The 26276-nt window shown below is 37.0% G+C and carries 29 protein-coding genes; 4 read left to right on the forward strand and 25 right to left on the reverse strand.

Going from position 1 to position 26276, the window contains the following annotated elements; translation table 11 throughout:
• Nucleotides 1–2: 2 nt before the first annotated feature.
• From AC3WTA_RS09210 to gpr, 11 genes are all read right to left on the reverse strand, one after another.
• Complete coding sequence (locus AC3WTA_RS09210) at nt 3–752, reverse strand: 16S rRNA (uracil(1498)-N(3))-methyltransferase (RefSeq protein ID WP_001190160.1); 750 nt, start codon at nt 750–752, stop codon at nt 3–5.
• 145 nt (nt 753–897) lie between these two features.
• The gene (gene prmA / locus AC3WTA_RS09215; protein ID WP_000872125.1) at nt 898–1836 is read right to left on the reverse strand and encodes a 50S ribosomal protein L11 methyltransferase; all 939 of its coding nucleotides are present in this window, start codon (nt 1834–1836) and stop codon (nt 898–900) included.
• 28 nt (nt 1837–1864) lie between these two features.
• The gene (dnaJ, locus tag AC3WTA_RS09220) at nt 1865–2980 is read right to left on the reverse strand and encodes a molecular chaperone DnaJ (RefSeq protein ID WP_492332865.1); all 1116 of its coding nucleotides are present in this window, start codon (nt 2978–2980) and stop codon (nt 1865–1867) included.
• Between the two features lie 193 nt (nt 2981–3173).
• On the reverse strand, nt 3174–5009 hold the full coding sequence (gene dnaK, locus AC3WTA_RS09225; protein WP_000034697.1) for a chaperone protein DnaK: 1836 nt from the start codon (nt 5007–5009) through the stop codon (nt 3174–3176).
• Nucleotides 5010–5035: 26 nt separating this feature from the next.
• Nucleotides 5036–5602 (reverse strand): nucleotide exchange factor GrpE, encoded by a 567-nt coding sequence (gene grpE / locus AC3WTA_RS09230; protein ID WP_000392716.1) that lies wholly within the window; start codon nt 5600–5602, stop codon nt 5036–5038.
• A 114-nt stretch (nt 5603–5716) separates the two neighbouring features.
• Nucleotides 5717–6733: a heat-inducible transcriptional repressor HrcA gene (gene hrcA, locus AC3WTA_RS09235; protein ID WP_000954947.1), complete on the reverse strand. Its 1017-nt coding sequence runs from the start codon at nt 6731–6733 to the stop codon at nt 5717–5719.
• A 133-nt stretch (nt 6734–6866) separates the two neighbouring features.
• The gene (gene hemW, locus AC3WTA_RS09240) at nt 6867–8006 is read right to left on the reverse strand and encodes a radical SAM family heme chaperone HemW (RefSeq protein ID WP_033657623.1); all 1140 of its coding nucleotides are present in this window, start codon (nt 8004–8006) and stop codon (nt 6867–6869) included.
• 51 nt (nt 8007–8057) lie between these two features.
• On the reverse strand, nt 8058–8432 hold the full coding sequence (locus AC3WTA_RS09245; RefSeq protein WP_001293536.1) for a winged helix-turn-helix transcriptional regulator: 375 nt from the start codon (nt 8430–8432) through the stop codon (nt 8058–8060).
• Nucleotides 8433–8592: 160 nt separating this feature from the next.
• Nucleotides 8593–10416 carry an elongation factor 4 gene (gene lepA / locus AC3WTA_RS09250; protein ID WP_001030960.1) on the reverse strand — a complete coding sequence of 608 codons (1824 nt, stop codon included), beginning with the start codon at nt 10414–10416 and terminating at the stop codon, nt 8593–8595.
• A 210-nt stretch (nt 10417–10626) separates the two neighbouring features.
• Nucleotides 10627–10992, reverse strand: coding sequence for a YqxA family protein (locus AC3WTA_RS09255; RefSeq protein WP_002096303.1), 366 nt, complete (start codon nt 10990–10992; stop codon nt 10627–10629).
• Nucleotides 10989–12092, reverse strand: coding sequence for a GPR endopeptidase (gpr, locus tag AC3WTA_RS09260; RefSeq protein WP_492332866.1), 1104 nt, complete (start codon nt 12090–12092; stop codon nt 10989–10991). The genes AC3WTA_RS09255 and gpr overlap by 4 nt, the downstream gene beginning before the upstream one ends.
• Before the next feature lie 181 nt (nt 12093–12273).
• Between gpr and rpsT the strand changes: the two genes are divergently transcribed.
• Nucleotides 12274–12531 carry a 30S ribosomal protein S20 gene (gene rpsT / locus AC3WTA_RS09265; protein WP_001274014.1) on the forward strand — a complete coding sequence of 86 codons (258 nt, stop codon included), beginning with the start codon at nt 12274–12276 and terminating at the stop codon, nt 12529–12531.
• Nucleotides 12532–12612: 81 nt separating this feature from the next.
• Here the strand turns inward: rpsT and holA are convergent, their stop codons facing one another.
• On the reverse strand, nt 12613–13623 hold the full coding sequence (holA, locus tag AC3WTA_RS09270; RefSeq protein ID WP_001279911.1) for a DNA polymerase III subunit delta: 1011 nt from the start codon (nt 13621–13623) through the stop codon (nt 12613–12615).
• A gap of 346 nt (nt 13624–13969) precedes the next feature.
• On the opposite strand from holA, the gene AC3WTA_RS09275 reads away from it, so the two are divergent.
• Entirely contained in the window at nt 13970–14104 is a 135-nt protein-coding gene (locus AC3WTA_RS09275; RefSeq protein WP_000997609.1) for a YqzM family protein, read from the forward strand.
• A 29-nt stretch (nt 14105–14133) separates the two neighbouring features.
• Here the strand turns inward: AC3WTA_RS09275 and AC3WTA_RS09280 are convergent, their stop codons facing one another.
• The 3 genes from AC3WTA_RS09280 to AC3WTA_RS09290 form a co-directional block, all read right to left on the reverse strand.
• Nucleotides 14134–16455 (reverse strand): DNA internalization-related competence protein ComEC/Rec2, encoded by a 2322-nt coding sequence (locus AC3WTA_RS09280; protein ID WP_492332867.1) that lies wholly within the window; start codon nt 16453–16455, stop codon nt 14134–14136.
• Nucleotides 16456–16469: 14 nt separating this feature from the next.
• On the reverse strand, nt 16470–17027 hold the full coding sequence (locus tag AC3WTA_RS09285; protein ID WP_000439786.1) for a ComE operon protein 2: 558 nt from the start codon (nt 17025–17027) through the stop codon (nt 16470–16472).
• Between the two features lie 63 nt (nt 17028–17090).
• Complete coding sequence (locus AC3WTA_RS09290; RefSeq protein WP_000989938.1) at nt 17091–17690, reverse strand: helix-hairpin-helix domain-containing protein; 600 nt, start codon at nt 17688–17690, stop codon at nt 17091–17093.
• Between the two features lie 77 nt (nt 17691–17767).
• On the opposite strand from AC3WTA_RS09290, the gene comER reads away from it, so the two are divergent.
• Nucleotides 17768–18595, forward strand: a complete 828-nt coding sequence (gene comER, locus AC3WTA_RS09295; RefSeq protein WP_001020548.1) for a late competence protein ComER — start codon at nt 17768–17770, stop codon at nt 18593–18595.
• A 171-nt stretch (nt 18596–18766) separates the two neighbouring features.
• Here comER and AC3WTA_RS09300 read toward each other — a convergent pair whose 3' ends face one another.
• The 8 genes from AC3WTA_RS09300 to AC3WTA_RS09335 all read right to left on the reverse strand — a co-directional run bounded on the left by AC3WTA_RS09300 (nt 18767) and on the right by AC3WTA_RS09335 (nt 23903).
• On the reverse strand, nt 18767–19516 hold the full coding sequence (locus tag AC3WTA_RS09300; protein ID WP_000873068.1) for a class I SAM-dependent methyltransferase: 750 nt from the start codon (nt 19514–19516) through the stop codon (nt 18767–18769).
• Nucleotides 19513–19869 carry a ribosome silencing factor gene (gene rsfS / locus AC3WTA_RS09305; protein WP_000653202.1) on the reverse strand — a complete coding sequence of 119 codons (357 nt, stop codon included), beginning with the start codon at nt 19867–19869 and terminating at the stop codon, nt 19513–19515. The genes AC3WTA_RS09300 and rsfS overlap by 4 nt, the downstream gene beginning before the upstream one ends.
• Complete coding sequence (yqeK, locus tag AC3WTA_RS09310; protein WP_001078363.1) at nt 19866–20435, reverse strand: bis(5'-nucleosyl)-tetraphosphatase (symmetrical) YqeK; 570 nt, start codon at nt 20433–20435, stop codon at nt 19866–19868. Before yqeK ends, rsfS begins: the two co-directional genes overlap by 4 nt.
• Complete coding sequence (gene nadD, locus AC3WTA_RS09315) at nt 20425–20994, reverse strand: nicotinate-nucleotide adenylyltransferase (RefSeq protein WP_001226041.1); 570 nt, start codon at nt 20992–20994, stop codon at nt 20425–20427. Before nadD ends, yqeK begins: the two co-directional genes overlap by 11 nt.
• Nucleotides 20995–21123: 129 nt before the next feature.
• Complete coding sequence (gene yhbY, locus AC3WTA_RS09320) at nt 21124–21426, reverse strand: ribosome assembly RNA-binding protein YhbY (RefSeq protein WP_000955225.1); 303 nt, start codon at nt 21424–21426, stop codon at nt 21124–21126.
• 5 nt (nt 21427–21431) lie between these two features.
• Nucleotides 21432–22265 carry a shikimate dehydrogenase gene (aroE, locus tag AC3WTA_RS09325; protein ID WP_000812085.1) on the reverse strand — a complete coding sequence of 278 codons (834 nt, stop codon included), beginning with the start codon at nt 22263–22265 and terminating at the stop codon, nt 21432–21434.
• A 15-nt stretch (nt 22266–22280) separates the two neighbouring features.
• On the reverse strand, nt 22281–23387 hold the full coding sequence (gene yqeH / locus AC3WTA_RS09330; protein WP_492332868.1) for a ribosome biogenesis GTPase YqeH: 1107 nt from the start codon (nt 23385–23387) through the stop codon (nt 22281–22283).
• A 3-nt stretch (nt 23388–23390) separates the two neighbouring features.
• Nucleotides 23391–23903, reverse strand: coding sequence for a YqeG family HAD IIIA-type phosphatase (locus tag AC3WTA_RS09335; protein WP_000765308.1), 513 nt, complete (start codon nt 23901–23903; stop codon nt 23391–23393).
• A gap of 247 nt (nt 23904–24150) precedes the next feature.
• Here AC3WTA_RS09335 and AC3WTA_RS09340 point away from each other — a divergent pair, with 247 nt between their 5' ends.
• Nucleotides 24151–24306 (forward strand): sporulation histidine kinase inhibitor Sda, encoded by a 156-nt coding sequence (locus AC3WTA_RS09340; protein WP_000853283.1) that lies wholly within the window; start codon nt 24151–24153, stop codon nt 24304–24306.
• 148 nt (nt 24307–24454) lie between these two features.
• On the opposite strand, the gene AC3WTA_RS09345 is transcribed toward AC3WTA_RS09340, so the two are convergent.
• Nucleotides 24455–25243 carry a phosphatidylserine decarboxylase gene (locus tag AC3WTA_RS09345; protein WP_001255006.1) on the reverse strand — a complete coding sequence of 263 codons (789 nt, stop codon included), beginning with the start codon at nt 25241–25243 and terminating at the stop codon, nt 24455–24457.
• A gap of 290 nt (nt 25244–25533) precedes the next feature.
• Entirely contained in the window at nt 25534–26247 is a 714-nt protein-coding gene (gene sigK / locus AC3WTA_RS09350) for an RNA polymerase sporulation sigma factor SigK (protein WP_000051382.1), read from the reverse strand.
• Nucleotides 26248–26276 lie beyond the last annotated feature (29 nt).

The raw sequence follows: 26276 nt of genomic DNA on the forward strand, positions 1-26276 counted from the left end.
CATCACCCCATCAATTCAAAATGATACGAAGCAGCACTTAACGCGTATAACGGCGCCGTTTCTGTTCTTAAAATTCTTGGTCCTAAACTACATGGTACAAATTTATGTTCACGAAGCGCAGTAATCTCTTCCTCCGCTAAACCACCTTCTGGTCCAAATACAATCAATAGTTTTTGGCCTGGTTTCATCGTCGTTAAAGCTTTAGCAAAATTGGATTTCTCACCTTGTTTTGCTTCCTCTTCGTACGCAACAAGACATACATCATACTCATTACTCATTGAAAGCAATTGCTTAAATGATGCCGGAGCATGCACTTCTGGAATTTCGCTTCTATGCGATTGTTCCGCAGCTTCTTTCACAATTTTTCTTAAACGCTCAACTTTTTTATCAGCTTTTTTCGCATCCCATTTTACAATAGAGCGAGATGCTTGAAATGGTAAAAATGCGGCCGCCCCAAGCTCAGTTCCTTTTTGGAAAATTAACTCTAGCTTGTCTCCTTTCGGCAGTCCACTTGCAATCGTCACGAAAACAGGAAGTTCACTTGACGCCTCTACCCATTCTACAATAGCCGTATTAATAAATTCACTGGTAATTTCATCAATTGAACATACTGCTGTTTTTCCGTTTACACAGCAATAAATGTGATCACCAGCTGACATACGCATCACTCTTGCGATATGATGTACGTCATCACCTACAATGCGAATACTTGTCTCATTTACATATTTCTCTTCTACAAAATAACGTTGCATATAATCACCTTAGTAGAGTTTCGTTCCTTTCGTAAGTCAACACTTACGAAAAGAACGAAACGTTATCATTTTTTCATATAACAAACGGCAAGTCCCTCACCTTATAGTGAGAGACTCCCCTTTTCATTATAAACTAAAATCTATATTACGCATTTCGTGCAATAATTGCTACCCAATCTTCCATTCGTAATACTTCTTCAATTGTAAATCCAGCTTTTTCTAGCGCTTCAGAAATTATCTTTTCCTTCGCTGCAATAATGCCCGATGTAATAAATAATCCGTCCGACTTCACAACTCTTGCTGCATCTTCAGGGAATAAAAGAATAATTTCCGCTAATAAATTAGCTACGATTAAATCAACAGGACCTTCAATACCTTCTAAAAGACTATTTTGTCCCACAGACACGATATCATCTGTTTTATTTAAACGTACATTCATTTCTGCACTTTCCACTGCAACCGGATCTAAATCATACGCTTGAACAGAAGACGCACCTAATTTTGCCGCTGCAATACTAAGTACACCAGAACCTGTTCCTACATCAATGACAGTATCACCTGGCTGAACTGTTTTTTCTAAAGCACGAATACACATCGTTGTTGTCGGATGAGTTCCTGTCCCAAACGCCATACCTGGATCTAATTCAATAATTTTTTCTTCCGGAGAAGCTGGTGTATATTCTTCCCACGTCGGCACAATTGTGAATGTATCAGAAATTTGTACTGGATGGTAATATTTTTTCCAAGCAGTAGCCCAATCTTCTTCATTGACTTCGTTAACGGTAATATTTCCAGTACCAATTTCGATGTCGTAAGATGGAAGCATATCAATAGATGATTTTACACCCGCAATCGTTTCCTGTAAAGAATCCGTTTGTGGGAAATATGCTTTTATTAATACACCTTCCACCGGATATTCATCTGGGTTCAATGCATAAATTTCACCATATTGTTGCTCGCGCTCTTTCGTCAACTCCGCTGGATCCTCAATCGCAACTCCACTAGCACCAGCTTCATGTAAAATATGAGAGACAGCTTCTACTGCTTCTTCTGTTGTATGAATACTAACTTCTGACCATTTCACAATTTACCAACTCCATTTTTCATTTCCATTATTCCCCTTTGAAAGCACGTTTAAGCTTTCCAAATAAACTATCATCCTGCTCTTCTTGTCCCGCAAATTCACGTAATAAATCTTTTTGATGTGAAGTTAATTTCGTCGGTACAACAACACGAACGACTACATATTGATCTCCTTGACCGTATCCACGTACGTTCGGAGCACCTTTTCCTTTTAAGCGGAATTCTGTTCCTGTTTGTGTTCCTGCTGGAATTTTCAGCTTCACTTTCCCATGTACAGTAGGAACTTCCACTTCAGCACCAAGTGCCATTTGCGCAAATGTTAATGGCATTTCACAAATAATGTGATCTCCTTCACGCTCAAAGAATTCATGATTTCTCACATGAACAACAACATATAAATCTCCTGCCGGTCCGCCATTTACGCCCGCTTCGCCTTTTCCAGATACACGAATTTGTTGACCATTATCGATACCTGCCGGAATCTTAACGTTGATTTTTTTACGTTTACGTACTTTACCAGAACCGTGACATGTCGTACATTTTTCTTTAATCATTTGACCAGTTCCTGAACAATGACCACAAGCTTGACGGTTTACGATACGACCAAATGGTGTATTTTGTTCTACACTTACTTGCCCTGATCCTGAACAATGTTTACATGTTTCTTTTGAAGTTCCTGGTTTCGCTCCGCTACCTTTACAATTATCACATGGATCTTCTACTGGAATCTCAACATTTAATTCTTTACCAAAAATAGCTTCCTCAAACTCTAAAGTAACTTGATATTGTAAGTCAGCACCTTGACGTGGAGCATTTGGATCACGACGTCTACCACCGCCGCCGCCAAAGAACGAACTAAAGATATCTTCGAAACCGAAGCCACCGCCGAAGTCTCCTCCGCCGCCAAAGCCACCGAAACCTTGATTTGCACCAGCATGACCAAATTGATCATATTGCGCGCGCTTTTGATCGTCGCTTAATACTTCGTATGCTTCTTGTACTTCTTTAAACTTTTCAATTGCATTTTCTTCTTTACTTACGTCTGGATGATATTTTTTAGCCAAACGACGATACGCTTTTTTTATTTCATCTTTTGAAGCACCCTGGCTAAGTCCAAGGACCTCATAATAGTCTCGTTTACTCATAAATTTACAACCCCCGAATCTTTCACATAAACGTAATTTTAACACCGAAAGAAAGTGCTTTGCAACAAAGTTTCCTCACTTACAGTATGCAAAGTAAAAAACTTAAGAACCTCACACTTTTCTTTTCATTCGTGAAAAAAGCCAAAGTCAAGGCACGCTTGACTTTGACTTTTTGTCATCTTACTTATTTATATTACTTATCTTCTTTTACTTCTTCAAACTCAGCGTCTACTACATTGTCTTTCTTCGCGCCAGCATCTTGTGCTCCTTGTGCACCTTCCGCTTGCCCTGCAGCTGCTTGAGCTTGCTCGTATAATTTAACAGTTAATTGTTGTACGATTTCTTGTAAAGCGTCTTTTTTCGCACGGATTTCCTCAAGCTCGTTCTTCTCGATCGCAGCTTGTAATGCTTCTTTCGCTTCTGTTGCTTTTGCAACTTCAGCCGCATCCACTTTACCTTCTAAATCTTTTACAACTTTATCCGTTTGGAATACAAGTTGGTCAGCTTCGTTACGAAGTTCAACTTCTTCCTTACGTTTTTGGTCAGCGTCAGCATTTGCTTCTGCTTCTTGTACCATACGATCTACTTCTTCATCAGAAAGACCTGAAGAAGATTGGATTGTAATAGTTTGCTCTTTGCTTGTTCCTAAGTCTTTTGCACGTACGTTAACGATACCGTTCGCATCAATATCGAATGTTACTTCGATTTGTGGAATACCACGTGGTGCTGGTGGAAGGTCTGTTAATTGGAAACGACCTAATGTTTTGTTGTCAGCTGACATTGGACGCTCACCTTGTAATACGTGAATGTCTACTGCCGGTTGGTTATCAGCAGCTGTTGAGAATACTTGTGACTTACTTGTTGGAATTGTAGTGTTACGCTCGATTAATTTCGTGAACACACCACCCATAGTTTCAATACCTAAAGAAAGTGGAGTTACGTCTAATAATAGTACGCCTTCTACATCACCAGTAAGTACGCCACCTTGAACTGCAGCACCTAATGCTACAACTTCATCAGGGTTTACACCTTTATATGGTTCTTTACCAGTTTCACGTTTAATAGCTTCTTGTACAGCTGGGATACGAGTAGATCCACCAACAAGGATAACTTTATCTAATTCGCTTGGAGCAAAACCAGCGTCTTTTAATGCACGACGAGTTGGCTCTAACGTTCTTTCAACAAGACCTGCTGAAATCTCTTCGAATTTCGCTCTTGTTAACGTTAATTCTAAGTGTAATGGACCAGCAGCTCCAGCACTAATGAATGGTAATGAAATTTGTGTTTGTGTTACGCCAGAAAGATCTTTTTTCGCTTTTTCAGCTGCATCTTTCAAACGTTGAAGTGCCATTTTATCTTGGCTTAAATCAATGTTATTTTCTTTTTTGAACTCAGCTACTAAGTGGTCAATAATAACTTGGTCAAAGTCATCTCCACCAAGACGGTTGTCACCAGCAGTTGAAATAACTTCAAATGTTCCATCTGCTAACTCAAGGATAGATACGTCAAATGTACCGCCACCTAAGTCATATACTAAGATTTTTTGCTCTTCATCTTGTTTTTCTAAACCGTAAGCAAGCGCTGCTGCTGTTGGTTCGTTAATGATACGCTCAACTTCTAAACCAGCGATACGACCAGCATCTTTTGTTGCTTGACGTTCTGCATCGTTGAAGTATGCAGGTACTGTAATAACAGCTTTCGTTACTGTTTCACCTAAGTATGCTTCAGCAGAAGCTTTTAAGTTTTGTAAAATGATTGCAGAAATTTCTTGAGGTGTATAATCTTTACCTTCAACTTCTACTTTGTAGTCTGTACCCATATGACGTTTAACAGACATGATTGTATTTGGGTTTGTAATTGCTTGACGCTTTGCAACTTCCCCAACTTGACGCTCTTCATTTTTGAAAGCTACAACAGAAGGTGTTGTACGGTTTCCTTCTGGATTTGGGATAACCTTCGGTTCTCCACCTTCCATAACAGCTACACAAGAGTTTGTTGTACCTAAGTCAATACCGATAATTTTACTCATGGCGAATCCTCCTACTTTTATGTAAATTATTGATTTACTTTTACCATTGATGGGCGAATCACGCGGTCTTTTAGTTTATAACCTTTTTGGAATTCTTCAACTACCGCGTTCGATTCAAATTCACTATCTTCCACTTGCATAATAGCTTGGTGTTCATTAGGATCAAACTGTTTACCAACAGCTTCAATCGCTTCAACACCTTCTTTAGTCAACGCTTCTAGCAATTGACGATGCACCATTTCCATACCTTGTAACAAGGATTTCGTTTGCTCATCAGTCGCTTCCACTTGCATCGCTCTTTCAAAATTATCAAGAGCTGGCAAAATATCTGAAACTAGACTTTGTGCTCTATATTTTTCAGCAGCCTGTTTATCCATTTGGACACGACGCTTATAATTTTCAAAATCAGCTTGTAGACGTAATGTGCGACCTTCCGTTTCCGTTAGCTTCGCTTGTAACTCATCTACTTTTTCTTGTAAAAGAGCAGCCTCACTTTTTTCTTCTACAGTTTTTTCACTGTTTTCTGTCGTGACAGCTTCTTCAACTTGCGCTTCTTTTACTTCTTCTACCACTTGTTCGTTACGCTCTTCCACAATATTCACCTCCTTAAAAGGTATTAGGTATTATGCTGAACACAATTACCTAAGCATTATATATTACACACAGCAATGAAAATTTCATTACTTGAGCGAATGTATTACTCTCATTTACTTTTTAAGTCCATCAGTAAATTGTCTCGTAAATAACTGTAACAAACTAATTACCCGAGAGTATTGCATTCTTGTCGGACCTAAAATAGCAATTGTTCCAAGCTGTTCTTCTCCAATCGAATATGTTGCAGAAATTAAACTACAATCTTCCATGGCCGTCGCAGAGTTTTCCCTACCAATGTTCACTTGAATACCTACTTGTTTATGACGCAAAATGTCATAAAACTCGGCTTCATTATCAATCATCGTCAGCAAGGATCTTACTTTGTGAATGTCATGGAACTCTGGTTGCGAAAGCATATTTGCTTTGCCTCCAAAGTATATCTTTTCCGATAAAGGAACTTGAAATGTACCATCTAACATTTTTATTGCACTATCGTAATTATGAACATATCCACGTAAAACTGTAACAATCTCTTTAAAGATTTTGTTATGCAGTTCTGCCATCGGTACACCCGACAGCTTTTCATTTAAAATATTAACCATTTTTTCTAAATCTGATAAATCAACAGATTCCGGAACGGTAATCGTTTTGCTTTGTACATGCCCTGTATCCGTTACAATAATAGCGACTGCAGTTTGACGATCAAGCGGTACAATTTGTACGTTTTTAAGTTTATTTGTGCTTAACTTCGGTCCAAGAACAATGGCCGTATAATTCGTAAGCTCTGATAAAATTTGAGCCGATTGCTGTGCAATCTTTTCCGCTTCAAAAATTCTTTCAGCAAATAAATCTTTAATTTGTACAATTTCATCGTTCGGTAAGTTTTGCGGCGCTAAAAGATGGTCTACATAAAAACGATATCCTTTTTCAGAAGGAACACGTCCTGAAGAACTATGCGTTTTCTCAATAAATCCTAGTTCCTCTAAATCAGCCATTTCATTTCGAATAGTAGCTGAACTAAACGTAATTTCATCTTTCTTAGCCAACGTCCTCGACCCAACAGGTTGCGCTGATCCAATAAAGTCATCAATAATTGTTTGTAAAATTAAGAGCTGACGTTCCGTAAGCATCTCATCATCACCTCTGTTAGCACTCTTTGTCTTCGAGTGCTAAATCTATTAATAACTTACCAAAATTGACATTCAATTGTCAACGGAAACGTCACGAAATAATGAAACTTTTTCACGTTTATGGAACATTTAATTAGTCAATCAAAAATGATTGGAATACTTCATTCCCTAATAATTTTCCTTTTCGCGTTAAACGAACATATCCATCTTTCTCTTCAAGCAATCCTTGTTCTTGATTTTTTTGCAACTGCTTCGCGAAAACTTGATTCATCTCCATATTAAATTTCTTTTGAAACAATATTTTAGATACACCTTGTGTTTTTCGAAGTCCTAAGAACAACTCTTCTTCCATTCTTTCTTTCTCCGTCACCGCGTGAACATCTAAATATGGAAATCCAGTTTCATCAATTTTATTGAAATATTGCTTGAGCGGCCCTACATTTTGGATACGTTCTCCATTTACATAACTGTGCGCTCCAGCTCCAAATCCATAATACTCTTCATTATTCCAGTATGTGAGATTGTGTCTACTTTCATTATCACCTTTTGAGAAATTGCTAATTTCATACTGAGTATAGCCGTGTTTCTCCATTTCATCCATTACCATTTCATACATTTTCGCTTCATGATCTTCACCTGGAAGTCTTAATTTCCCTTTATTCATTAAGTTATAAAACACAGTTTTCGGTTCCACAATTAATGAATATGCCGAGAAATGTTGTACACCAAGCGTAAAAGCAATGTCTAATGTTTCTTTTACATCTTCTATCGTCTGCCCTGGCAGAGCATAAATAATATCTACATTTATATTTTTAAAGCCCACTTCCTGCGCTTCTCTAATTGCTACAAACGCATCTTCCCTCGTATGCTTACGCCCAATTTTCTCAAGCAACTCATCCCGAAATGTTTGCACACCAAAACTAATTCGGTTCACTCCACCTTCTAGCAATACATTTAACTTCTCTTTCGGTAAATCACCTGGATTCGCTTCAAATGTTAATTCACAATTTGGAGCAAACGGACGTAAGCGACGGTTTATAATATCTAGTAACTTTTTTGTCTGTTCCATATTTAAAGCTGTCGGAGTTCCTCCACCAACAAAAATCGTTTTCATACTATCAAACGGTACTTTTTGAACTGTATTTATTATTTCTTTCTCTAAATACTCTAAATATTGATCGACCGGTTGGCGTTCAATAAACACTTTATTAAAATCACAATAGTGACAAATATGCTGACAAAATGGAATATGAATATATGCAGCTTGCACCAAATATAACTCCTACCTTTCTAAAAAGAAAACCTCCGCACTCCGGAGGAATCTTCACTTCTCTAACGTATTACGAATTTGTTCCATTCGCATTTTTCCCCAATCATACATCATTTCAACGATCGGTAAAAGCGACATGCCTAATTCCGTCATATAATACTCTACTCGCGGAGGAATTTCTGGGTATACTGTTCGGTCAACAATCCCATCTTCCATTAACTCTTTTAATTGGTTCGACAAAACTTTATGAGAAATGCTTGGGAATAATCGTTGTAATTCACTAAAACGATGAGGCCCTTCCACACCAAGATGCCACAGTATCACAACTTTCCACTTCCCGCTAATAATAGAAAGCGTCAATTCCTTTTCACAATTAAAATTGCCATTTTGTATTTTCTCGTGAATATCTTTTCGAATATTTTCGGACATTAATAGTCTCCTAACTCTATATCAATCATTCATAAATATAGCCACCTCACTATTGTAAATGAGAGAAGCTACGTTGTCTAAAAAGTAATTATACATAAAAAAGAAGCCGTATAAACGACTTCTTTTTTTATCTCAATTCGTACGAAATAACAATCAATTATTAGTTGTCATCCATTTTCAGTACAGCCATGAATGCTTCTTGCGGTACTTCTACAGAACCAACAGACTTCATACGTTTTTTACCTTCTTTTTGCTTATCAAGAAGTTTACGCTTACGAGAAATGTCACCACCATAACATTTCGCAAGTACGTTTTTACGCATCGCCTTAATTGTAGAACGTGCTACAACCTTGTTTCCGATAGTCGCCTGAATTGGTACTTCGAACTGTTGTCTTGGAATTAATTCTTTTAATTTCTCTACGATTACTTTACCACGGTCATATGCTGAATCACGGTGTACGATAAATGATAGAGCATCGACTTGTTCGTTATTTAAAAGAATATCCATTTTCACAAGTTTCGATGGTTTGTAACCAATTAACTCGTAGTCAAACGATGCATATCCTTTCGTATTTGATTTCAACTGATCGAAGAAGTCATATACGATTTCTGATAACGGAATTTCGTATGTTAGTGTAACACGTGTTTCATCTAAATATTGCATATCAATAAACGTTCCACGTTTACCTTGGCAAATTTCCATTACAGCTCCCACATAGTCATTCGGAACCATAATTGAAGCCTTCACAAACGGCTCCTCTACACGATCGATAGACTGTGGATCTGGCATATTAGATGGATTATCAACAATAACATCTTCACCGTTTGTTAAATAAACTTTATAAATAACGCTTGGTGCTGTTGTAATTAAATCGATTTTAAATTCACGTTCAATACGTTCTTGAATGATTTCCATGTGAAGAAGTCCTAAGAAGCCACAACGGAAACCAAATCCTAGCGCTTGAGATGTTTCTGGTTCAAACTCAAGAGCAGAATCATTTAACTCTAATTTTTCTAACGCATCACGTAAGTCGTTGTAACGGGCAGAATCAATTGGATATAAACCACAGAATACCATCGGGTTTAACTTACGATACCCTGCTAACGCCTCTGCAGCCGGACGTTTCGCATGTGTAATCGTATCACCTACGCGTGTATCACCTACGTTTTTAATAGATGCCGCTAAGAAACCTACATCACCTACTGTTAACTCGTCACGTTGCGTTGTTTTCGGTGTAAACACACCTACTTCTGTTACTTCAAATTCTTTTCCAGTTGCCATCATACGTACTTTATCGCCAACTTTTACCGTTCCATTTACAACACGGATATATGCAATTACACCGCGGTACGGGTCATATAAAGAATCGAAAATCATACATTGTAAAGGCTCTTCTGAATCCCCCGTTGGAGCCGGTACCTTTTCAACGATTTGTTCTAAAATATCTTCAATACCAATACCAGCTTTCGCTGAAGCAAGTACAGCTTCCGATGCATCTAAACCAATTACATCTTCTACCTCTTGACGTACACGCTCTGGGTCCGCACTTGGTAAGTCGATTTTATTAATAACTGGTAATATTTCCAAATTATTATCAAGCGCTAAATATACGTTCGCTAATGTTTGCGCCTCAATCCCTTGTGCTGCATCCACAACAAGAATTGCACCTTCACAAGCCGCTAAACTACGAGATACTTCGTACGTAAAGTCGACATGTCCTGGTGTATCAATTAAGTGAAGAATATATTCTTCGCCGTCTTTCGCTTTATACGTTAGTTGTACTGCATTTAATTTAATTGTAATACCGCGCTCACGCTCTAAATCCATAGAGTCAAGCAATTGAGCTTTCATTTCACGTTGTGTTAACGCGTTTGTTTTCTCTAAAATACGGTCTGCTAACGTTGATTTTCCGTGGTCAATATGAGCAATGATAGAGAAATTACGGATTTTGGACTGTCTTTTTGCTCTTTCTTCTTTGTTCATCTATGTTCTCAACTCCTAATAGTCTCGCCAATATACACTAGCACTGATTATATCAATAGAGCAGCAAAGATTCAATGAAAACTCGTGCTGCTTACAATACAAATCATTCTATCTATATCTTATGCGAACAAACCATAAGAGACAAACCTTTTTCAAATTTAAAAACGGCTGTCGTACAAAATGGTAAGACAACCGTTCTTCCTGCTACCCTTAACTAAAAATATCTCTCACTTTCCCAACAACTATATCCGTTCCAAACTTTGTTACTTCATAAGTAGCACTTGCTATTGCCATACCAATTCCTTCTACAACATTAAAGCTTTTTAAGCTTTCTAATTGTTTTTGTTTTTCAGTAACGGAAAACGAACTTCCCAAAATTTCTGATTCAGCACCCGCACCCTCTGTTCCTGTCATATGAGCTATTTGTTCATACGACATTTGCTGATAACCTTTCATACTTTTCAAACCATGATTAGCAAGTGCCACCCCTGCTATTATCATAAGTAAACATAAGGCCGCACTACATATACATAAAAGCGAAAAACGGCTTAAACGATTATCGTCTCTTCCCATCAATGTGTATATGCTCCTGTATTATCTTGGTCAATTTGATGATGCAAGGCTGCATTTAAACCACTCGCTATTACATTTGCCATATCTTCTATGAAAGCATCCACTTCTTTCGGAGTCACCATTAAATTATGGCCAAGAGGAGATAACACTTCATAAATTAATTTTCTCTTCTCTTCATCTTCCAGTGTACCTACAGCACCTAAAAACATATTCCGACTCTTGTCATCCGGCATATCTTCTTCTGTTAATTTTTTCTTTTCTCCAAATGTAAAACCGGCTGGCAACAAAGAACGGGAAGGTTTGTTTCCTTCTTTCATCTCCCGTCCAAAATGTTTCAAAATAAAATCAATTGTATCGCTTGTAATCGAAACTGCATCAACCACAGTCGGGACACCAATCGCGATAACAGGAATACCCAATGTTTCTTTACTGAGTTCCTTACGCTTATTCCCAACACCCGATCCAGGATGAATTCCCGTATCAGAAATTTGTATCGTACTATTTACTCGTTCAATAGAGCGGGCAGCTAATGCATCAATTGCAATGACAAAGTCTGGCTTCGTCTTCTCAATGATTCCATAAATGACATCGCTCGTTTCGATTCCTGTAATTCCCATTACTCCCGGCCGAATTGCACTAACAGGCCTAAACCCTTCTTCTACACTTTCAGACTGCAATTGAAACAAATGTCTCGTTACCAATACATTTTCTACAACGATCGGTCCAAGCGCATCTGGCGTTACATTCCAATTCCCAAGACCAACAATTAAACAACTCGCTTCTTTCGTAACGCCAACCTCTTCTAAGAAATAAGAAAATTCTTTTGCAAAAATGCGCTCTACTTTTTGTTGCAGTTCCGTATCTTGTTGACGTATGCCTTGTACTTCAAGCGTTAAATAACTTCCAGGTTTTTTACCCATCGATTCAGAGGCAATTTCATCAATCGTTACTTTTGTAATGGTAATACCTTCTTCTTCCCTCTCTTTTACAATAACTCCTTGTATCCCTTTTTGCTCTTCTTGACTCTCTTGCAGCATTTCATGTGCCTCTACAGCAAGGTCCGTTCTAACACTATATTTACTTAAATCTAATGGTTCTTTCATCGTATCTCCTCCGTAATTCATAGTAAATATCGTTAGATTTCCCAAAGTTATATAAGGTCATTCTTTCCTTTACGTGAAATTTCATTGATATACTATTGCAATTCTCTTCACCGTTTGATAGAATATCACTTGTTCTATGTTAAGAATCGAGTCATTCGATTGCACCAGGGAGGTGAAAAGTATGGCAAACATCAAATCTGCTATCAAACGCGCTAAACTTAGCGAAGAGCGTCGTTCACATAACGCTTCTATCAAGTCTGACATGCGTTCTGCTGTTAAAACTGTAGAAGCTTTAGTTACTAATAACGATCTTGAAAATGCTAAAGAAGCTTTCAAAACTGCTTCTAAAAAACTTGACAAAGCAGCTCGTAAAGGTCTTATCCACCAAAACGCTGCAGCTCGTCAAAAATCTCGCTTAGCGAAACAAGTAAACGCGTAAGGCGTTTAAAAAACGATCCATTTGGATCGTTTTTTTATATACAAAAAGTTCACGTGCTAAGCACGTGAACTTTTTGTTTCATCACATATGATTTAACCGCATTAAGAAAAACTCAAGTACAAGTTTCTTATCCATTTTTCCAGTCTTCATACTATAATCAGCTTCCGCTAATTCTATAATCACTTTTTTTAATTCTTCAAAAGAGAAAAACTTCGTTTGATTCATCGCTAACTTTACACGATATGGATGCACACCAATATGAGACGCAATTTGATTTTGTCCATAACCACGCTGCTGTAACTCTTTCACTTGATAGAGCAAGCGGAATTGACTTACTAATAACGCAAGCAGTTTAATGGGTTCCTCTTGCTGCGTAAATAATCCATCCAAAATTTGCATCGCACCCGCGATATCTTTTTTTACCACTTTTTCTGTCAAAGCAAACACATTTTGTTCAACCGATTTTGGCACAAGCTCCGCAACAAGTTTCGGTGTAATCTCTCCGCCCATACCGACGTATAACGTTAACTTGTCCATTTCCTTCGCCAACATCGTTACATTACTTCCCACAAGCTCTAACAACAAACTAACAGCTGCATTATCTATATGCACATGCACTTCATCTGCACGAGCAACAATCCACTTCTGAACATCCTGCACTTGCATCGCATTCGCTTCTACTAAGTCCGCTGTTTTCTTTAATAGTTTTGTAATTTTTTTTCGTTCATCAAGTTTTTCGTAAGGCGCAACAAAAACAAGAATAGAAAATGGAGAAGGCTCCCCAATATATTCTTCTAAAATTTTTATATTTTGCTCTAATTTTTCTTTTTGTGAAGTTAAAAATAGTGGTGATTTTATTACTATCACTTTACGTTCCCCGAAAAAAGGAAGTGTACGTGCATCCTCAACCACATCTTCTAAATACGCTTCTTCTAAATCATATGTCACAACATTAAACTCGCGATCTTCCTCTTCAAGCGCTTCTGTTGTAATAAGCTTTATCGTTTCATTTATAAAAAACGCTTCCGTTCCATACAGTAAATACAACGGCGCAAACTGCTTCTTTTTAATCTTTTTATGTATATCACTCATACTTTTTCCTACTCCCTAACTTGGCAATATATATTTATACTAATGCCCTAGCTTTCGTTTTACAAGTACAAAGGAACAGGCTTTATGACCCGTTCCTTTATTTATATTAAACGCCACGCAATAAGCCCCGGGTTTCTTATTGGTGTGCGGTAATCACCTTCCCTTTATTATTCACAATAAAAATTCAAGTATAAGTGCCAACTGTTAACATGCTTGGAAACAAAAAACTCACGTTCCTTAACGATTTAAAAGTAGTAAAAACGCTCGATTTCTCTTCATATGGAAATTGTAGATTTTTTTCTGACAATATTTTATACTAAAGTGGAATGTTGGGGAGGGATTCTAAATGAATGATTTTGAACAAAACGTTCAAAGTAAACGCAATGACGCTATTGATTCAGGGGTAGGATTTATCGTCTCATTTGGTTTTTTCGCAACACTTTTCATCATTGCAACTGTTATTAAATTTATCGGTTCTTAAAGACTGCTGCTTACTGGCAGTCTTCTTTTTTATCTATTATGTGTTTCATCATATGTGATTTTGCTACGAAAGGTTCCGTGTTCCACTTTAAAAACATAGGAAATAGCGCCTTGCTTATCCGTACGCCATATTTCAATCCCCATCTTCTCTAAACGCTCTATCACCTCCTTATGAGGATGCCCATACCTATTACGCTCACCGACAGAAATAACCGCTACATCAGGCTGTACAGCGCTCAAAAAAGGCACTATAGATGACGTATTACTCCCATGATGAGCAACCTTTAAAACATCCGCCCGTAAATCTGGATACGTAGCTATTAAAAATTTCTCTCCTTCTTCTTCTAAATCACCTGTAAACAGCCACGTTACCCCTCCTAAATTTGCCCATATTACAATTGAAGCGTTATTTTCACTCCTCGCTTTTCCTGTTGGAGCTAACACAAAAAATTCCGCTTCATTTACGCTCCAACTCTCTCCTTCTCCCACTTCACTTATTTTCACTTCCTTTTCTAATGCCTGTTTCTTTAATACTTTTTCTAATACCGCATCTTGTTCTTTTCGGCCAAATACAACTTCTTTTACGGTTATATTTGATAATAACTCTTGCGCAGCACCTATATGATCCGCATCTCCATGCGTTACGATTAATTTATCGATTGTTTTAATCCCTTCCTTTTGTAAATAAGGGATTAAAATATCATTTCCAACAGAAAATTCATGCTTTTTCCGTTGCCATTCTTCCTTATTTGCACGCATTGTTCCACCAGTATCAATGAGGTAAATCTCTTTATCGTACGGGAGGCGAATTAAAATTGCGTCTCCCTGTCCAACATCAAGAAATGTAACACTCCCACTTTCTCTAAAATACGGATATACATAATGACATGTACAAACAAAAAGAAATATACCCGAAGCTACGAACATAATTTTCTTCGACACCCGCCTTTCCCAAACCATCAATATACTAACAATACTCGCGTAATATAGAGCTACAAGAAATATAGGTGTTTGCCCGAAAACAAGGCGGATAAACGGTAAATTTTCACAATAACTTAGAAAATCATTAGAAAGATTCAAACCTATTGATAGTACATTCGCAAGTCCTTTTGCAAGAAACGGGACGATCGGTATACATACCAAAACGATAATACTACCCGGCAATACAATAAGAGATAAAAACGGAACGTATAGGATATTAAGAAAAATACTATATGGAGAAAAATAACCGAAGTGATATAACAAAATCGGAGTACTAACGAGTTGTGAAATAAAAGAAATATAAATGGAATTTCGGATTACTCCATTACTACTATCTAGTAAAAGCGGGGCTGACAAAAGCAAGGCGAAACTACCAACGAACGAAAACTGAAAGCCAATATTAAAAACAAGATACGGATCAAATATAAGCATGCATATAGCTGTAACGCTTAAAGCATCTAAGCTAGATAAACGAATAGAACATATGAAAGCAATCAACATCAAAACTCCTGTTATAGAAGCTCTTATAACAGACGGTGATGCTCCTGCTAAAATCATATATAGAGGAATACAAAAGATAAGACATACTGTCGCTACCTCCCTCGTTACACCACTTCTTAGCAAAACAAAATACACAATCACCATTAACAATACGATATGCGATCCTGAAATCGCCAACAAATGTACAAGACCAAATTGCTGATATTGCTCTTCAACTTCAAATGTCATTTGTTGTCTATCACCGAATACTAATGCATTCATAAAAGCACCTGATTGCGCTGGAAACATTTCTGTAACGCCCGAGATTGCTTGCTGTCTCAAAAGAAGAATCCATTGCACGAGTGACAACGAAGTTTTTTGGCATTCAGAAATATATGTAGCCTCCAATATGAAATGAATATTTTGCTTATGCAAATAATCACGATAATTAAAACCATGAAAATTCCGAGCTATTGGTGGTTCTTTCCTCTCACCTTCGAATACACATGATACTCCTGCATGTAATTGTCGCAGTTGTTTCTTTTCCAAGGCCGATTTAATTTTGTAACTTAACTGCACTATATTTTTATTCTGATCTTCAACTTGAAATGTTAGGCGATCCCCGTTAATAAGAGGTGTATTTTGTATTAATCCCCTTGTAACTTCGTAAGATTCTCCTAGAGGCTTGTTTTGCCCTTGAATATACGTAATGTACATAGCGCCACTAAAACACGCTAACATACAAAAAAAGAAGGTTTTACGCGAAGCACGGTATAAACAATAGAAAACATACAAAACGAGACAACAAGTCAGCAATAAAACTGAAGTGGAAAAGGCAATTGCAATCCCTATGATAAACGAGATTGCAACATAGCCCCATTGTCCATACAACTCATACTCACTCCTTATAGCATCATTTTTGCTTTCGTGAATACATGCTGTAATTCTTCCATTGATAAGTTTTCTTTTTCTAAAGATGCAAATAGTTCTTTTAACTCCATATGACGCTTTTGATCCTCTAATGCTGCAATATTATATTCTAGCGGAACGTGTTTCACTGTTACATTCGCTTTTTCAAATAACTCTACGGCATATGGATGATTTTTATAATCCTGCGCATAATAAACTGCTGTAATACCACTTTGAATAATCGCCTTACAGCATTGTAAACAAGGGAAATGCGTAACATAAATTTCCGCTTCCTCCGTTTTCACACCGAATTTTGCACACTGTAATAAAGCATTCATTTCTGCGTGAATTGTACGAACACAATGATTATCAATAACGTAGCATCCATCATCTATACAATGTACGCCACCTTTAATTGAACCATTATATCCACCAGCAATAATTCGTTTATCACGAACGATTGTCGCTCCTACTGCAAGCCTTGTACATGTACTACGTAAAGATAGCAGATGGCTTTGCGTCATAAAATATTGATCCCATGAAATTCGTTCCATATTTTTCACCTACTTTTTTGTCTACTTGTAGTGTAGCGAATGAAGAAAAACTTCGTCAATCTTTTACGGAATAATAATTTGATCTTTTATTTTTTCCAATGACTTCACACCGATCCCATCAATCTCTAACAAATCTTCTATTTTCTGAAAAGGACCATGTTCTTCTCGATATTTCAAAATACTTTCTGCTTTCCGAGAACCAATGCCTGTAATTTTTTCAAGTTGTTCTTTAGAAGCTGCATTTATTTGAACTTTCCCCTCCCCCTTTGCAATAGCAGCTACCTCTTGCACTTGTTCGTTTTCATTCGGTACATAAAGGATCATTTGGTCTTGTACCATTTGTGCTAAATTTACCTTCTTCCTATCTGCCTCGGGTAAAAAACCACCTGCCTTTTCAATAGCATCCTTGACCCGGTCCCCTTCTTTCATTTCATACACCCCCTCTTTAACAACAGCACCTTTCATATCAATTACAATTATTTTTTTCTGCTGCTTTGTATCCGATATTTTCGGTTTACTTTTCTTCTCTAGCTCTTTCGCTTGAACATCCGTTGCAATGACCGTTCGCTCTGTATGCTGGTTCGTTTTCCAAAAAAGAAGAAAAAATACAGTTCCAATAATAGCTACTAATCCTAACCATTTCTTTGGAAAATCCCACATCATTTTACACCTCTAATCATAAATTTATAACATCATTCATATTGTTTAGGAGAAAGCTGTTACGAAGGAGGGATGAAACATTGAACATAGGAATTATAGGGACAGGGAACATGGGGAATATACTAATCGACGCATTTTTAGAAACCCGTGCTGTCAAACCTTCGTGCCTTACAATCATTAATCGAACGCCCGCCAAAGCATATCATATAAAGGAAAAATACCCTTCTGTTCATATAGCCAAAACTATCGATGAGGTAATCGAACGATCACATCTTATTTTTATTTGCGTAAAGCCGATAGATATATACCCGATCCTACAAAAATACGCTGAACATTTTTCTGATGAAAAGTGCTTAGTTTCTATCACAAGTCCAATATCTCCGTCACAATTAGAGACGCTTGTACCTTGCCACATTGCACGTATCATTCCGAGCATTACAAACCGCGCCCTGTCTGGCGCATCACTATTTACATTTGGAAGTAAATGCTCTGAAGAGTGGCAACAAAAGCTATTTCGCCTATTCAAAAACATTTCTACTCCTCTTATGATAGAAGAAGATATAACGCGCGTTTCATCTGATATAGCAAGCTGCGGCCCTGCATTCTTTAGTTATTTATTACAATGTTTCATTAACGCTGCTGTAGATAAAACAAATATTACACATGAAGAAGCCACTACTTTAGTAAGTGAAATGGTCGTTGGAATGGGGAAACTACTTGAAAAAGAGATTTTCACATTGCCTACTTTACAAGAAAAAGTATGTGTTAAAGGCGGCGTTACAGGAGAAGGCATTCGTGTTTTAGAAGAACATGTTGGGGATATGTTTCATAAATTAATTGAGCGGACACATGAGAAATTTGATGAAGATTTAAAATGCGTCGATCAACAATTCAATAAACACACATAATAAATACGTCATCGTCATTCCAAATCCTTTTTATAAATACTTACTTTTTTACATTACATTTTCACTTAAACTAGCATTTTCACACTTCACGTATATCATCTTCCTATTATGCTAGAACTAAAATTACAACTTCTTTATAAAACAAAAGCAACCTTCTCGGTTGCTTTTGTTTTATGCGTTTTTCTTCGCCATGAAGAAAATACGCTCTGTTTGTTCTGTAACTTCAAGTCGCTCAAAGTCACCAGTCACACGAAGCACTGTAAAACCAGCTTCTTCAAGCCATTTCGTTAACTCTTCAACCTGATATGCACGTTGCACGTGACATTCGTCAAAACGATGGTACACATCTTCTTCTGGGTCTTGAACAAAGAATGTTAAATCATGTTCTACACTATTTGATTCTTCACCAGGGAAGCAATTCCAAATAAGAGATATTTCTTCTCCATTCACTGTGTATGTTTCATTTTGAAATACATGATGTATTTTATATAAAGAATGTACATCAAATAAAAACAAACCATCTTGACGTAAATGGTGAAACACTCTTCGAAATGTTTCTTGCACTCCATCTTCTTGCAATACATAATTTAATGAATCACAAAAGATCGTTACACAGTCAAACTCACCTGGAACATCAAGCTCTCGCATGTCTTGTTGGTAAAAAGGAATAAAGTATCCTTCTCCGCCTAGTTTTTGCTGAGCGACCGTTAACATCTCTTCTGAAAGATCGACACCGATTAAATCGTAACCCTTTTGTACAAGCGGAAGTGTTACATTACCAGTACCGCATGCTACATCAAGAATCTTCGCCTCTTTCATATCCGCTTGCTGTAAACTTTCCTCTGTGAATTCCACCCATTTATCATAAGGAACATCATTCATTAGTTCGTCGTACAACAATGCAAATTGTTCGTATTTCATTGGTCTAGCTCGTCTGTAATATCCTCACGTGGCACATCGCCCCAAAGACGCTCTAAATTATAGTGATTACGCTCATCTTTATGGAATACATGAGCAACTACATCTCCAAGGTCAACTAGTACCCAGCGTGCTTCGTCAAAACCTTCCATACGTTGTACGTCGATTTCAAACTCATGTGCTTTTGATTTAATTTCACGCGCAATTGCTTGCACTTGCTTATCTGAGTTACCGTGACAAATAATGAAATAATCTGCAATTGGTGAAATACCTTGCATATTTAGGACAACCATATCTTCTGCTCTCTTATCATCAGCCGCTTTTGCTGCTAATACTAATAAATCTTTATCTTTCATTTACTAATTTCCTCCTTGATAACTGCGTTGTATGTTTGGAATGTTAATGGATAAATCGTTTGATTTTTTTCCATTAAAAATTGAATTGTTCGCTTTAACGCAAATAATAAAGCTTGATTTATATCCGTATATGCGAGTTTACGAGCTTCCTCCACCCCTGGAAACTTTCGCCCAGGCTCAATGTAATCAGCTACATAAATTACTTTATCTAACATCGTCATTTTCTCATGACCACTTGTATGATATGTAATAGCTTGCAGGATTTCAGGATCCGTAATGCCTACTTCTTTTTCTACTAAGTATGCCCCAACAGGTGCATGCCATAACTCTTTGTTATAACAAAGTAAATCTTTCGGCAAATCTTCACTTTTAATAATCTCTTCCATCTCAGAAATCGCTCTACACTTCGCATAATCATGGAATATAGCTGCAACTTCAGCCTTTTTTTCATCCACACCGTATAACTTAGCAAGTTCAATTGCTGTCTCCATTACACCTATTGTGTGTATATAACGTTTTTCATGCATTTGTTGTTTGACAATATGAAGTGCTTTCTCACGATTCATACAACCCATTCCTCTCGATATACACCTGTACTTTTTCAGGAAGTAAATATTTACATGTTCTCTTCTCTTTATATCTCTCACGCAATAAAGATGAAGAAACTGCAAACTCCGGAATTTCCACAGTGGTGATAGGATAAGGCGTACGCAATGTATAACCAGGTCTTGCAACCCCAACAAACGTCACAAGATCGAGTAACGCTTCAATGTTATACCACTTCGGTAAATACTCAACCATATCTCCACCAATAATAAAGTGAAACTGCACATCCGGATACTTCTTCGTCAATTGTAACATAGTGTCATACGTATAAGATGGGCCCTTCCTGCTTAGCTCTTCTAAACAAATAGAAAAATGTTCCTCTGCCTCAGTCGCAAGCTCTAACATTTGTAAGCGATTTTCTACACTTGTAATATTACGCCCTTGTTTATGCGGCGGAATTTGGTTCGGTAAGAACCATACTTCTTCTAAATTCAAAGCGTGATATACTTCATTTGCAATTAGCAAATGCCCATAATGCGGCGGATCAAATGTACCGCCAATGATGCCAATTTTTCTCAAAAGAAACGCCCCTTCCTTTTACCTACAGTAACTCTCTTCATTCCTATCCGAAGAGAGTTACCGTTAATAAAAGTTCAATTGGTTTCGCTCTCTACATCATTACGCACTAACGATAAAAAATAGCATATGCTATTCTTTTGATCGCGGAAGTTTAATTTGTTTATTTTCTCTAGATTCTTTGTATAAAACGATTGTACTTCCAATTACTTGAACGATTTCAGCACGTGCGCCTTTTGCAAGTTCTTCTGCAACTTCACGACGATCGAATTCACAGTTTTGTAGCACACTTACTTTAAATAGTTCACGAACTTCTAAAGTATCTGCGATTTGTTTAATCATATTTTCATTTACTCCGCCTTTTCCTACTTGAAAAATTGGTGTTAAATGATGTGCTTGTGCACGTAAAAATCTTTTTTGTTTTCCTGTTAACATATATGTTAGCCTCCAAGCTTTCTTATAACTAATTGTTTCATTCTATCGATATTTGGTACACGCCCTGTCCACATTTCAAATGCAAGCGCACCTTGATAAACAAACATATCAATACCATTTTGAATCATTGCACCTTGCTCTTTTGCCTCACATAAAATTTTCGTTTCAAATGGATTATAAATTATATCTGATACAATCGTCCCTTTTTTTAACGAAGAAATTTGTAATGGCGTATGTTCAACGCGTGGATGCATACCTATTGTTGTCGTCTGAATGATAATATCATAATTCCCTTGTTCTTCCGTTGCTTTTTCTAGCGATAAAGCAACAGAATTAACAGTAGCCGTACATGCAGCAATAAGTTCTTTCGCCTTATCTACTGTACGATTAGCTACATCAATCTCTTTCACACCTACATCAGCAAGAGAAAAATAAATAGCTCGACTAGCACCACCTGCGCCAAGCAATAAAATACGTTTCTCCTGAAGTGGTTCACTACTAATTGACTGCAGCGCTCGGACAAAACCAATTCCATCTGTATTGTAGCCAATCAATTTCCCATCATTATGAACCACTGTATTTACTGCACCAATTTTTTTTGCTAGTGGGTCAATCTCATCCAAATAATCCATAATAGCAACTTTGTGCGGAGTTGTTACATTAAATCCTGAAATACCTAATGCTTTTAAACCTCTTACTGCTTCCCCTAGCACTTCCTCTTTAACAAGAAATGCATGATAATGGGCATCCATATTCAAGTGTTCAAATGCATCGTTATGCATAACGGGTGATAATGAATGTCCAATTGGATTTCCGATTACACCATATAATTGTTTCATAAATCCCTCTCCATATTAAATTAAAGATTTACGTAGCGAAACACTTACTCCTTTTGGTACGTGTGCAACAATTTTTGCTCCCGGTTCGTTTACCGTAACCCATCCTAATCCAGAGAATACAACATCCGTTTTTGGTTCACGAATATTAAATTCGTATTTCACTAACTCTGGCATATTTTCTAATTCTTCTCGTGTTGGCGGGCTTAGTAAATCCCCAGCATGATTTTTATACAATTCATCTGCTTTCTCAAGCTTTGTACGATGGATTGTTAAACGATTCGAGAAGTGACAAGTAAATGCACGACGACCACCACTTACATAATCAAAACGTGCCAATCCACTGAAGAATAATGTTTGTTCTTCATTTAATTGGAACACCATTGGCTTAATTTCTTTTGTTGGTGTAATAAGCTTTAAGCTTTCTTTTCCAACATAATGAGCCATTTGATGGTGGTTAATAATACCTGGCGTATCATATAAAGAGGATTCTTCGTCTAACGGAATATCAATTAAATCCAGTGTTGTTCCTGGGAAATGAGATGTTGTAATTACATTTTCAGTCTCATCACTAAATTCTTTAATCATACGATTAATAAATGTTGATTTTCCTACATTCGTACATCCAACAACGTAAACATCTTTTCCGCCGCGGTAATACTCAATAGCATCCGCCAGCTCAGCAATCCCTTGTCCCTTTGCTGCACTAATTAAAAAGACATCTTCTGGCTTTAATCCTAGCTGCTTTGCACTATAGCGCATCCAATGCTTTACTTTATCATGTTTTACTGACTTAGGAATTAAATCAGCTTTATTTCCAACAAGTAATACTTTATTATTTCCCACGAAACGATGTAAGCCAGGTAACCAGCTACCATTAAAATCAAAAATATCTACAATCTTAACTACTAATGCATCTGATTTTCCAATTCCGTTTAGAATACGTAGGAAGTCATCATCTGTTAATGATACATCTTGAATTTCGTTGTAATGCTTCAAGCGAAAACAGCGTTGACAAATTACTTGTTCTTTCTCTAAAGATGAGGCAGGAGCATATCCTACTTCATTTTTATCTTCTGTTTGAATTTCTACACCGCAACCAATACATTTAATTGTTTCAGTCAAACTTTATTCCTCCCAGTTAATTAAACCTTTTTTCTTCATATTTCTCATAATTCTTCGTTCAATTTTTCGATTAAAGCGCGTTACTAATCCGTCCGTTTGTGCTACCGGTACAACTAAAATCGTATGAAGTCCCACTCGGTTTCCACCTAACACATCCGTTAGTAACTGATCCCCAATTACTACAACTTCATCTGGCTGCAGGTGCATTTCTTGTATCGCACGCTTAAACGCGCGAACAAATGGCTTACGCGCACTATGAATAAATGGAATACCTAATGGATCAGCAAAGTCTTTCACACGTTGCTCATTATTATTTGAAACGACCGTTACTTGAATGCCTTGCTCTTTCATTTTCAAAAACCATTCTTCAAGTTGTGGCGTTGCATTTGGACGATCCCATTCAATTAACGTGTTATCTAAATCAGTAATGACACCTTTAATTCCACGTTTTTTCAAATCTTCTGGTTGAACATGATATACATTTTTCACATATTCATTTGGTAAAAATAGCTTCAATTTCTTTCACCTCTTTGAGGAGTTTTCATAAAAATTTTTCGACAACATATTTCGATATATGACCTGTGGATAAAATTGTACACATTTTCCACATTAATTTTTCAGCCAATTTGGAATTTACTAACAATCTATACACATTTTATCCACCTAGGTATGTGGATAACCACTCGTTTGTGACTGTCATATTTTTTTGGTACATTAAATGCAACAACGAATCAATCCTTAAATTATTAGGAGGTGACTCACCTTGAAAACAAAATATATGGAACAGTTATCTACTGAGTTACTCACTGAGTCTTATTATAAAGCAAAAGAACTAAAATTAAATCCCGACTTCATTTTACTTATAAAACAAGAAATGATTAGACGCTCATTAGAGGACAAGCTTGTCAAATCGTCTTGATTACATATAAAGTGAAATTTTAATGAGCTACCTTGTAAAAAGAGCCATCCTGCGATGGCTCTCGAATAAACAAGTACTCCCATCTAGGGAATTTCATCATTAAGCATCTTTGTCCATAACTCTTGCTTACAGTTATAAAATGTTTTCTTTACTTATGAGCCGAACGAGTAGCAATTTTTTCACCAAGACGAAGCTCTTGTCCACTCTTCAAATTCTGCACTACTTCTATCATATCTTTTTCAAACAATAACACAACTGTTGAGCCAAATGTAAAGTATGCCATTTCTTCACCTTTTTGAACAGTACTTCTTTCATGCAACAGCTCAATACTATTGACAAACATAGCTCCTACTTTTACAAGTGCCATATGTTCACCGTCACTATTTACTTCTGTAACAGAGCGATAATTTTTTGATAATGGCTCTTTCCCGTATTCCATACCAGCTGCATTTACCGGATATGATTTTCTACCAAGTACAAACCTTTCAGTCACAGAACCAGAAAGCGGACTATGAATACGATGATAATGACTTGGGCTTAAATAAATAACTATGTATGTACCACCTGCATATCGCTTTGCACGTTCTTCATTACCTAGCATATCCACGATTGAATAACGCTTACCTTTAATATCAAATGTTTTTGTGTCCTCAATAGGACCGTGATCAGCAAAAACACCATCAACAGGACTAACGATACTCGATGCATCTGTATCAACACTACGCTTTCCTTCTTTTAGCTTACGCGTAAATAATTCATGCAATGTTCTATATTCCTTCAAACCCTTTTCCATCTCATCTTGGTTAATTTGAAAAACTTTCGCATACGATGGAATAATGATAGAACTCAAACGAGATTGTGCAAATTTACGTAATATATAAGAAGTAAAACGACCATTTGTAAGTTCGATCATAAGTCGATATAATGTACGTCGCAAATTGCGAAACCTCCTAATCAGTCTATAACTTTAGCTTCCCCTTCTTTTCCTTCTATATCATATGTAAAATTGGTTCTTATTCCCACATATCATATAGAACTGTTTCATTATACATGCGGAAAACTAAGTATGGTATTATTCTTAAATTGTTTAGCACCCTCTAATATTACAGATAGAATCCGTCATTTTCAACAGTGAACATAGATTTATTCTGAACACAACTCTTTTTCTTTCCTTATTTACAAAAAGAAAAGCAGCCCATTTTAAAATATGGCTGCTTGCAATGTACATTATTCTTTCGCTTTTTTCTCTTTCTCAGCTCTTACAAATTCATGGAACATTTTCATTAAAGCGCGCTTTTCAATTCTTGATACGTAGCTTCTGGAAATACCAAGTGCCTTCGCAATCTCTCGTTGCGTTTTCTCCTTATCAAGCCCCAGTCCAAAACGCTTCACGATTACTTCTTTCTCTCGTTCGTCTAAAATATCGATATACTCTTTAATCTTTTCTAACTCCATACTAAGCTGAATCATATCAATTACATCTTCAGACTCTGATTTTAATATATCAATAAGCGATATTTCATTCCCCTCTTTATCTTGCCCGATTGGATCATGAAGTGAAACGTCTTTTTTCGTTTTTTTCAGTACACGTAAATGCATCAAAATTTCATTTTCAATACAGCGTGCTGCATACGTCGCAAGTTTTGTTCCTTTTCCAGCCGAATAGCTCTCGATGGCTTTGATGAGCCCAATTGTACCAATTGAAATTAAATCTTCTGCATCTTCCCCTGTGTTTTCAAATTTTTTAACGATATGAGCTACAAGCCGTAAATTATGTTCAATTAACAGATTTCTCGCTTGAGCATCACCTTGCTCCATTAACTCTAAGTACTTTCTCTCATCGTCTGATGATAACGGCTGCGGAAACGCATTATTCTTCACATAAGAAACAAAGACAAACACTTCTCGAACCATATATCCAATTGCGGCGAATAGACTCAAACCTTTCACCTCCGCCAAAATAGTGGTCT

This window comes from Bacillus sp. EB106-07-01-XG149 (assembly GCF_058791555.1).

What these genes read in the sequence shown, in the direction of transcription:
- AC3WTA_RS09245 (WP_001293536.1), bottom strand. Translation starts at nt 8,432, where the DNA reads ATGTCCGAAAATATTCGAAAAGATATTCACGAGAAAATACAAAATGGC.
- dnaJ (WP_492332865.1), bottom strand. Translation starts at nt 2,980, where the DNA reads ATGAGTAAACGAGACTATTATGAGGTCCTTGGACTTAGCCAGGGTGCT.
- lepA (WP_001030960.1), bottom strand. Translation starts at nt 10,416, where the DNA reads ATGAACAAAGAAGAAAGAGCAAAAAGACAGTCCAAAATCCGTAATTTC.
- rsfS (WP_000653202.1), bottom strand. Translation starts at nt 19,869, where the DNA reads ATGAAAGATAAAGATTTATTAGTATTAGCAGCAAAAGCGGCTGATGAT.
- aroE (WP_000812085.1), bottom strand. Translation starts at nt 22,265, where the DNA reads ATGAAACAATTATATGGTGTAATCGGAAATCCAATTGGACATTCATTA.
- AC3WTA_RS09300 (WP_000873068.1), bottom strand. Translation starts at nt 19,516, where the DNA reads ATGAAATACGAACAATTTGCATTGTTGTACGACGAACTAATGAATGAT.
- holA (WP_001279911.1), bottom strand. Translation starts at nt 13,623, where the DNA reads ATGAGTGATATACATAAAAAGATTAAAAAGAAGCAGTTTGCGCCGTTG.
- hrcA (WP_000954947.1), bottom strand. Translation starts at nt 6,733, where the DNA reads ATGCTTACGGAACGTCAGCTCTTAATTTTACAAACAATTATTGATGAC.
- yhbY (WP_000955225.1), bottom strand. Translation starts at nt 21,426, where the DNA reads ATGTTAACAGGAAAACAAAAAAGATTTTTACGTGCACAAGCACATCAT.
- AC3WTA_RS09290 (WP_000989938.1), bottom strand. Translation starts at nt 17,690, where the DNA reads ATGATGTGGGATTTTCCAAAGAAATGGTTAGGATTAGTAGCTATTATT.
- gpr (WP_492332866.1), bottom strand. Translation starts at nt 12,092, where the DNA reads ATGAAAGAACCATTAGATTTAAGTAAATATAGTGTTAGAACGGACCTT.
- AC3WTA_RS09210 (WP_001190160.1), bottom strand. Translation starts at nt 752, where the DNA reads ATGCAACGTTATTTTGTAGAAGAGAAATATGTAAATGAGACAAGTATT.
- yqeK (WP_001078363.1), bottom strand. Translation starts at nt 20,435, where the DNA reads ATGAATCGTGAGAAAGCACTTCATATTGTCAAACAACAAATGCATGAA.
- dnaK (WP_000034697.1), bottom strand. Translation starts at nt 5,009, where the DNA reads ATGAGTAAAATTATCGGTATTGACTTAGGTACAACAAACTCTTGTGTA.
- AC3WTA_RS09285 (WP_000439786.1), bottom strand. Translation starts at nt 17,027, where the DNA reads ATGGAACGAATTTCATGGGATCAATATTTTATGACGCAAAGCCATCTG.
- AC3WTA_RS09275 (WP_000997609.1), top strand. Translation starts at nt 13,970, where the DNA reads ATGAATGATTTTGAACAAAACGTTCAAAGTAAACGCAATGACGCTATT.
- rpsT (WP_001274014.1), top strand. Translation starts at nt 12,274, where the DNA reads ATGGCAAACATCAAATCTGCTATCAAACGCGCTAAACTTAGCGAAGAG.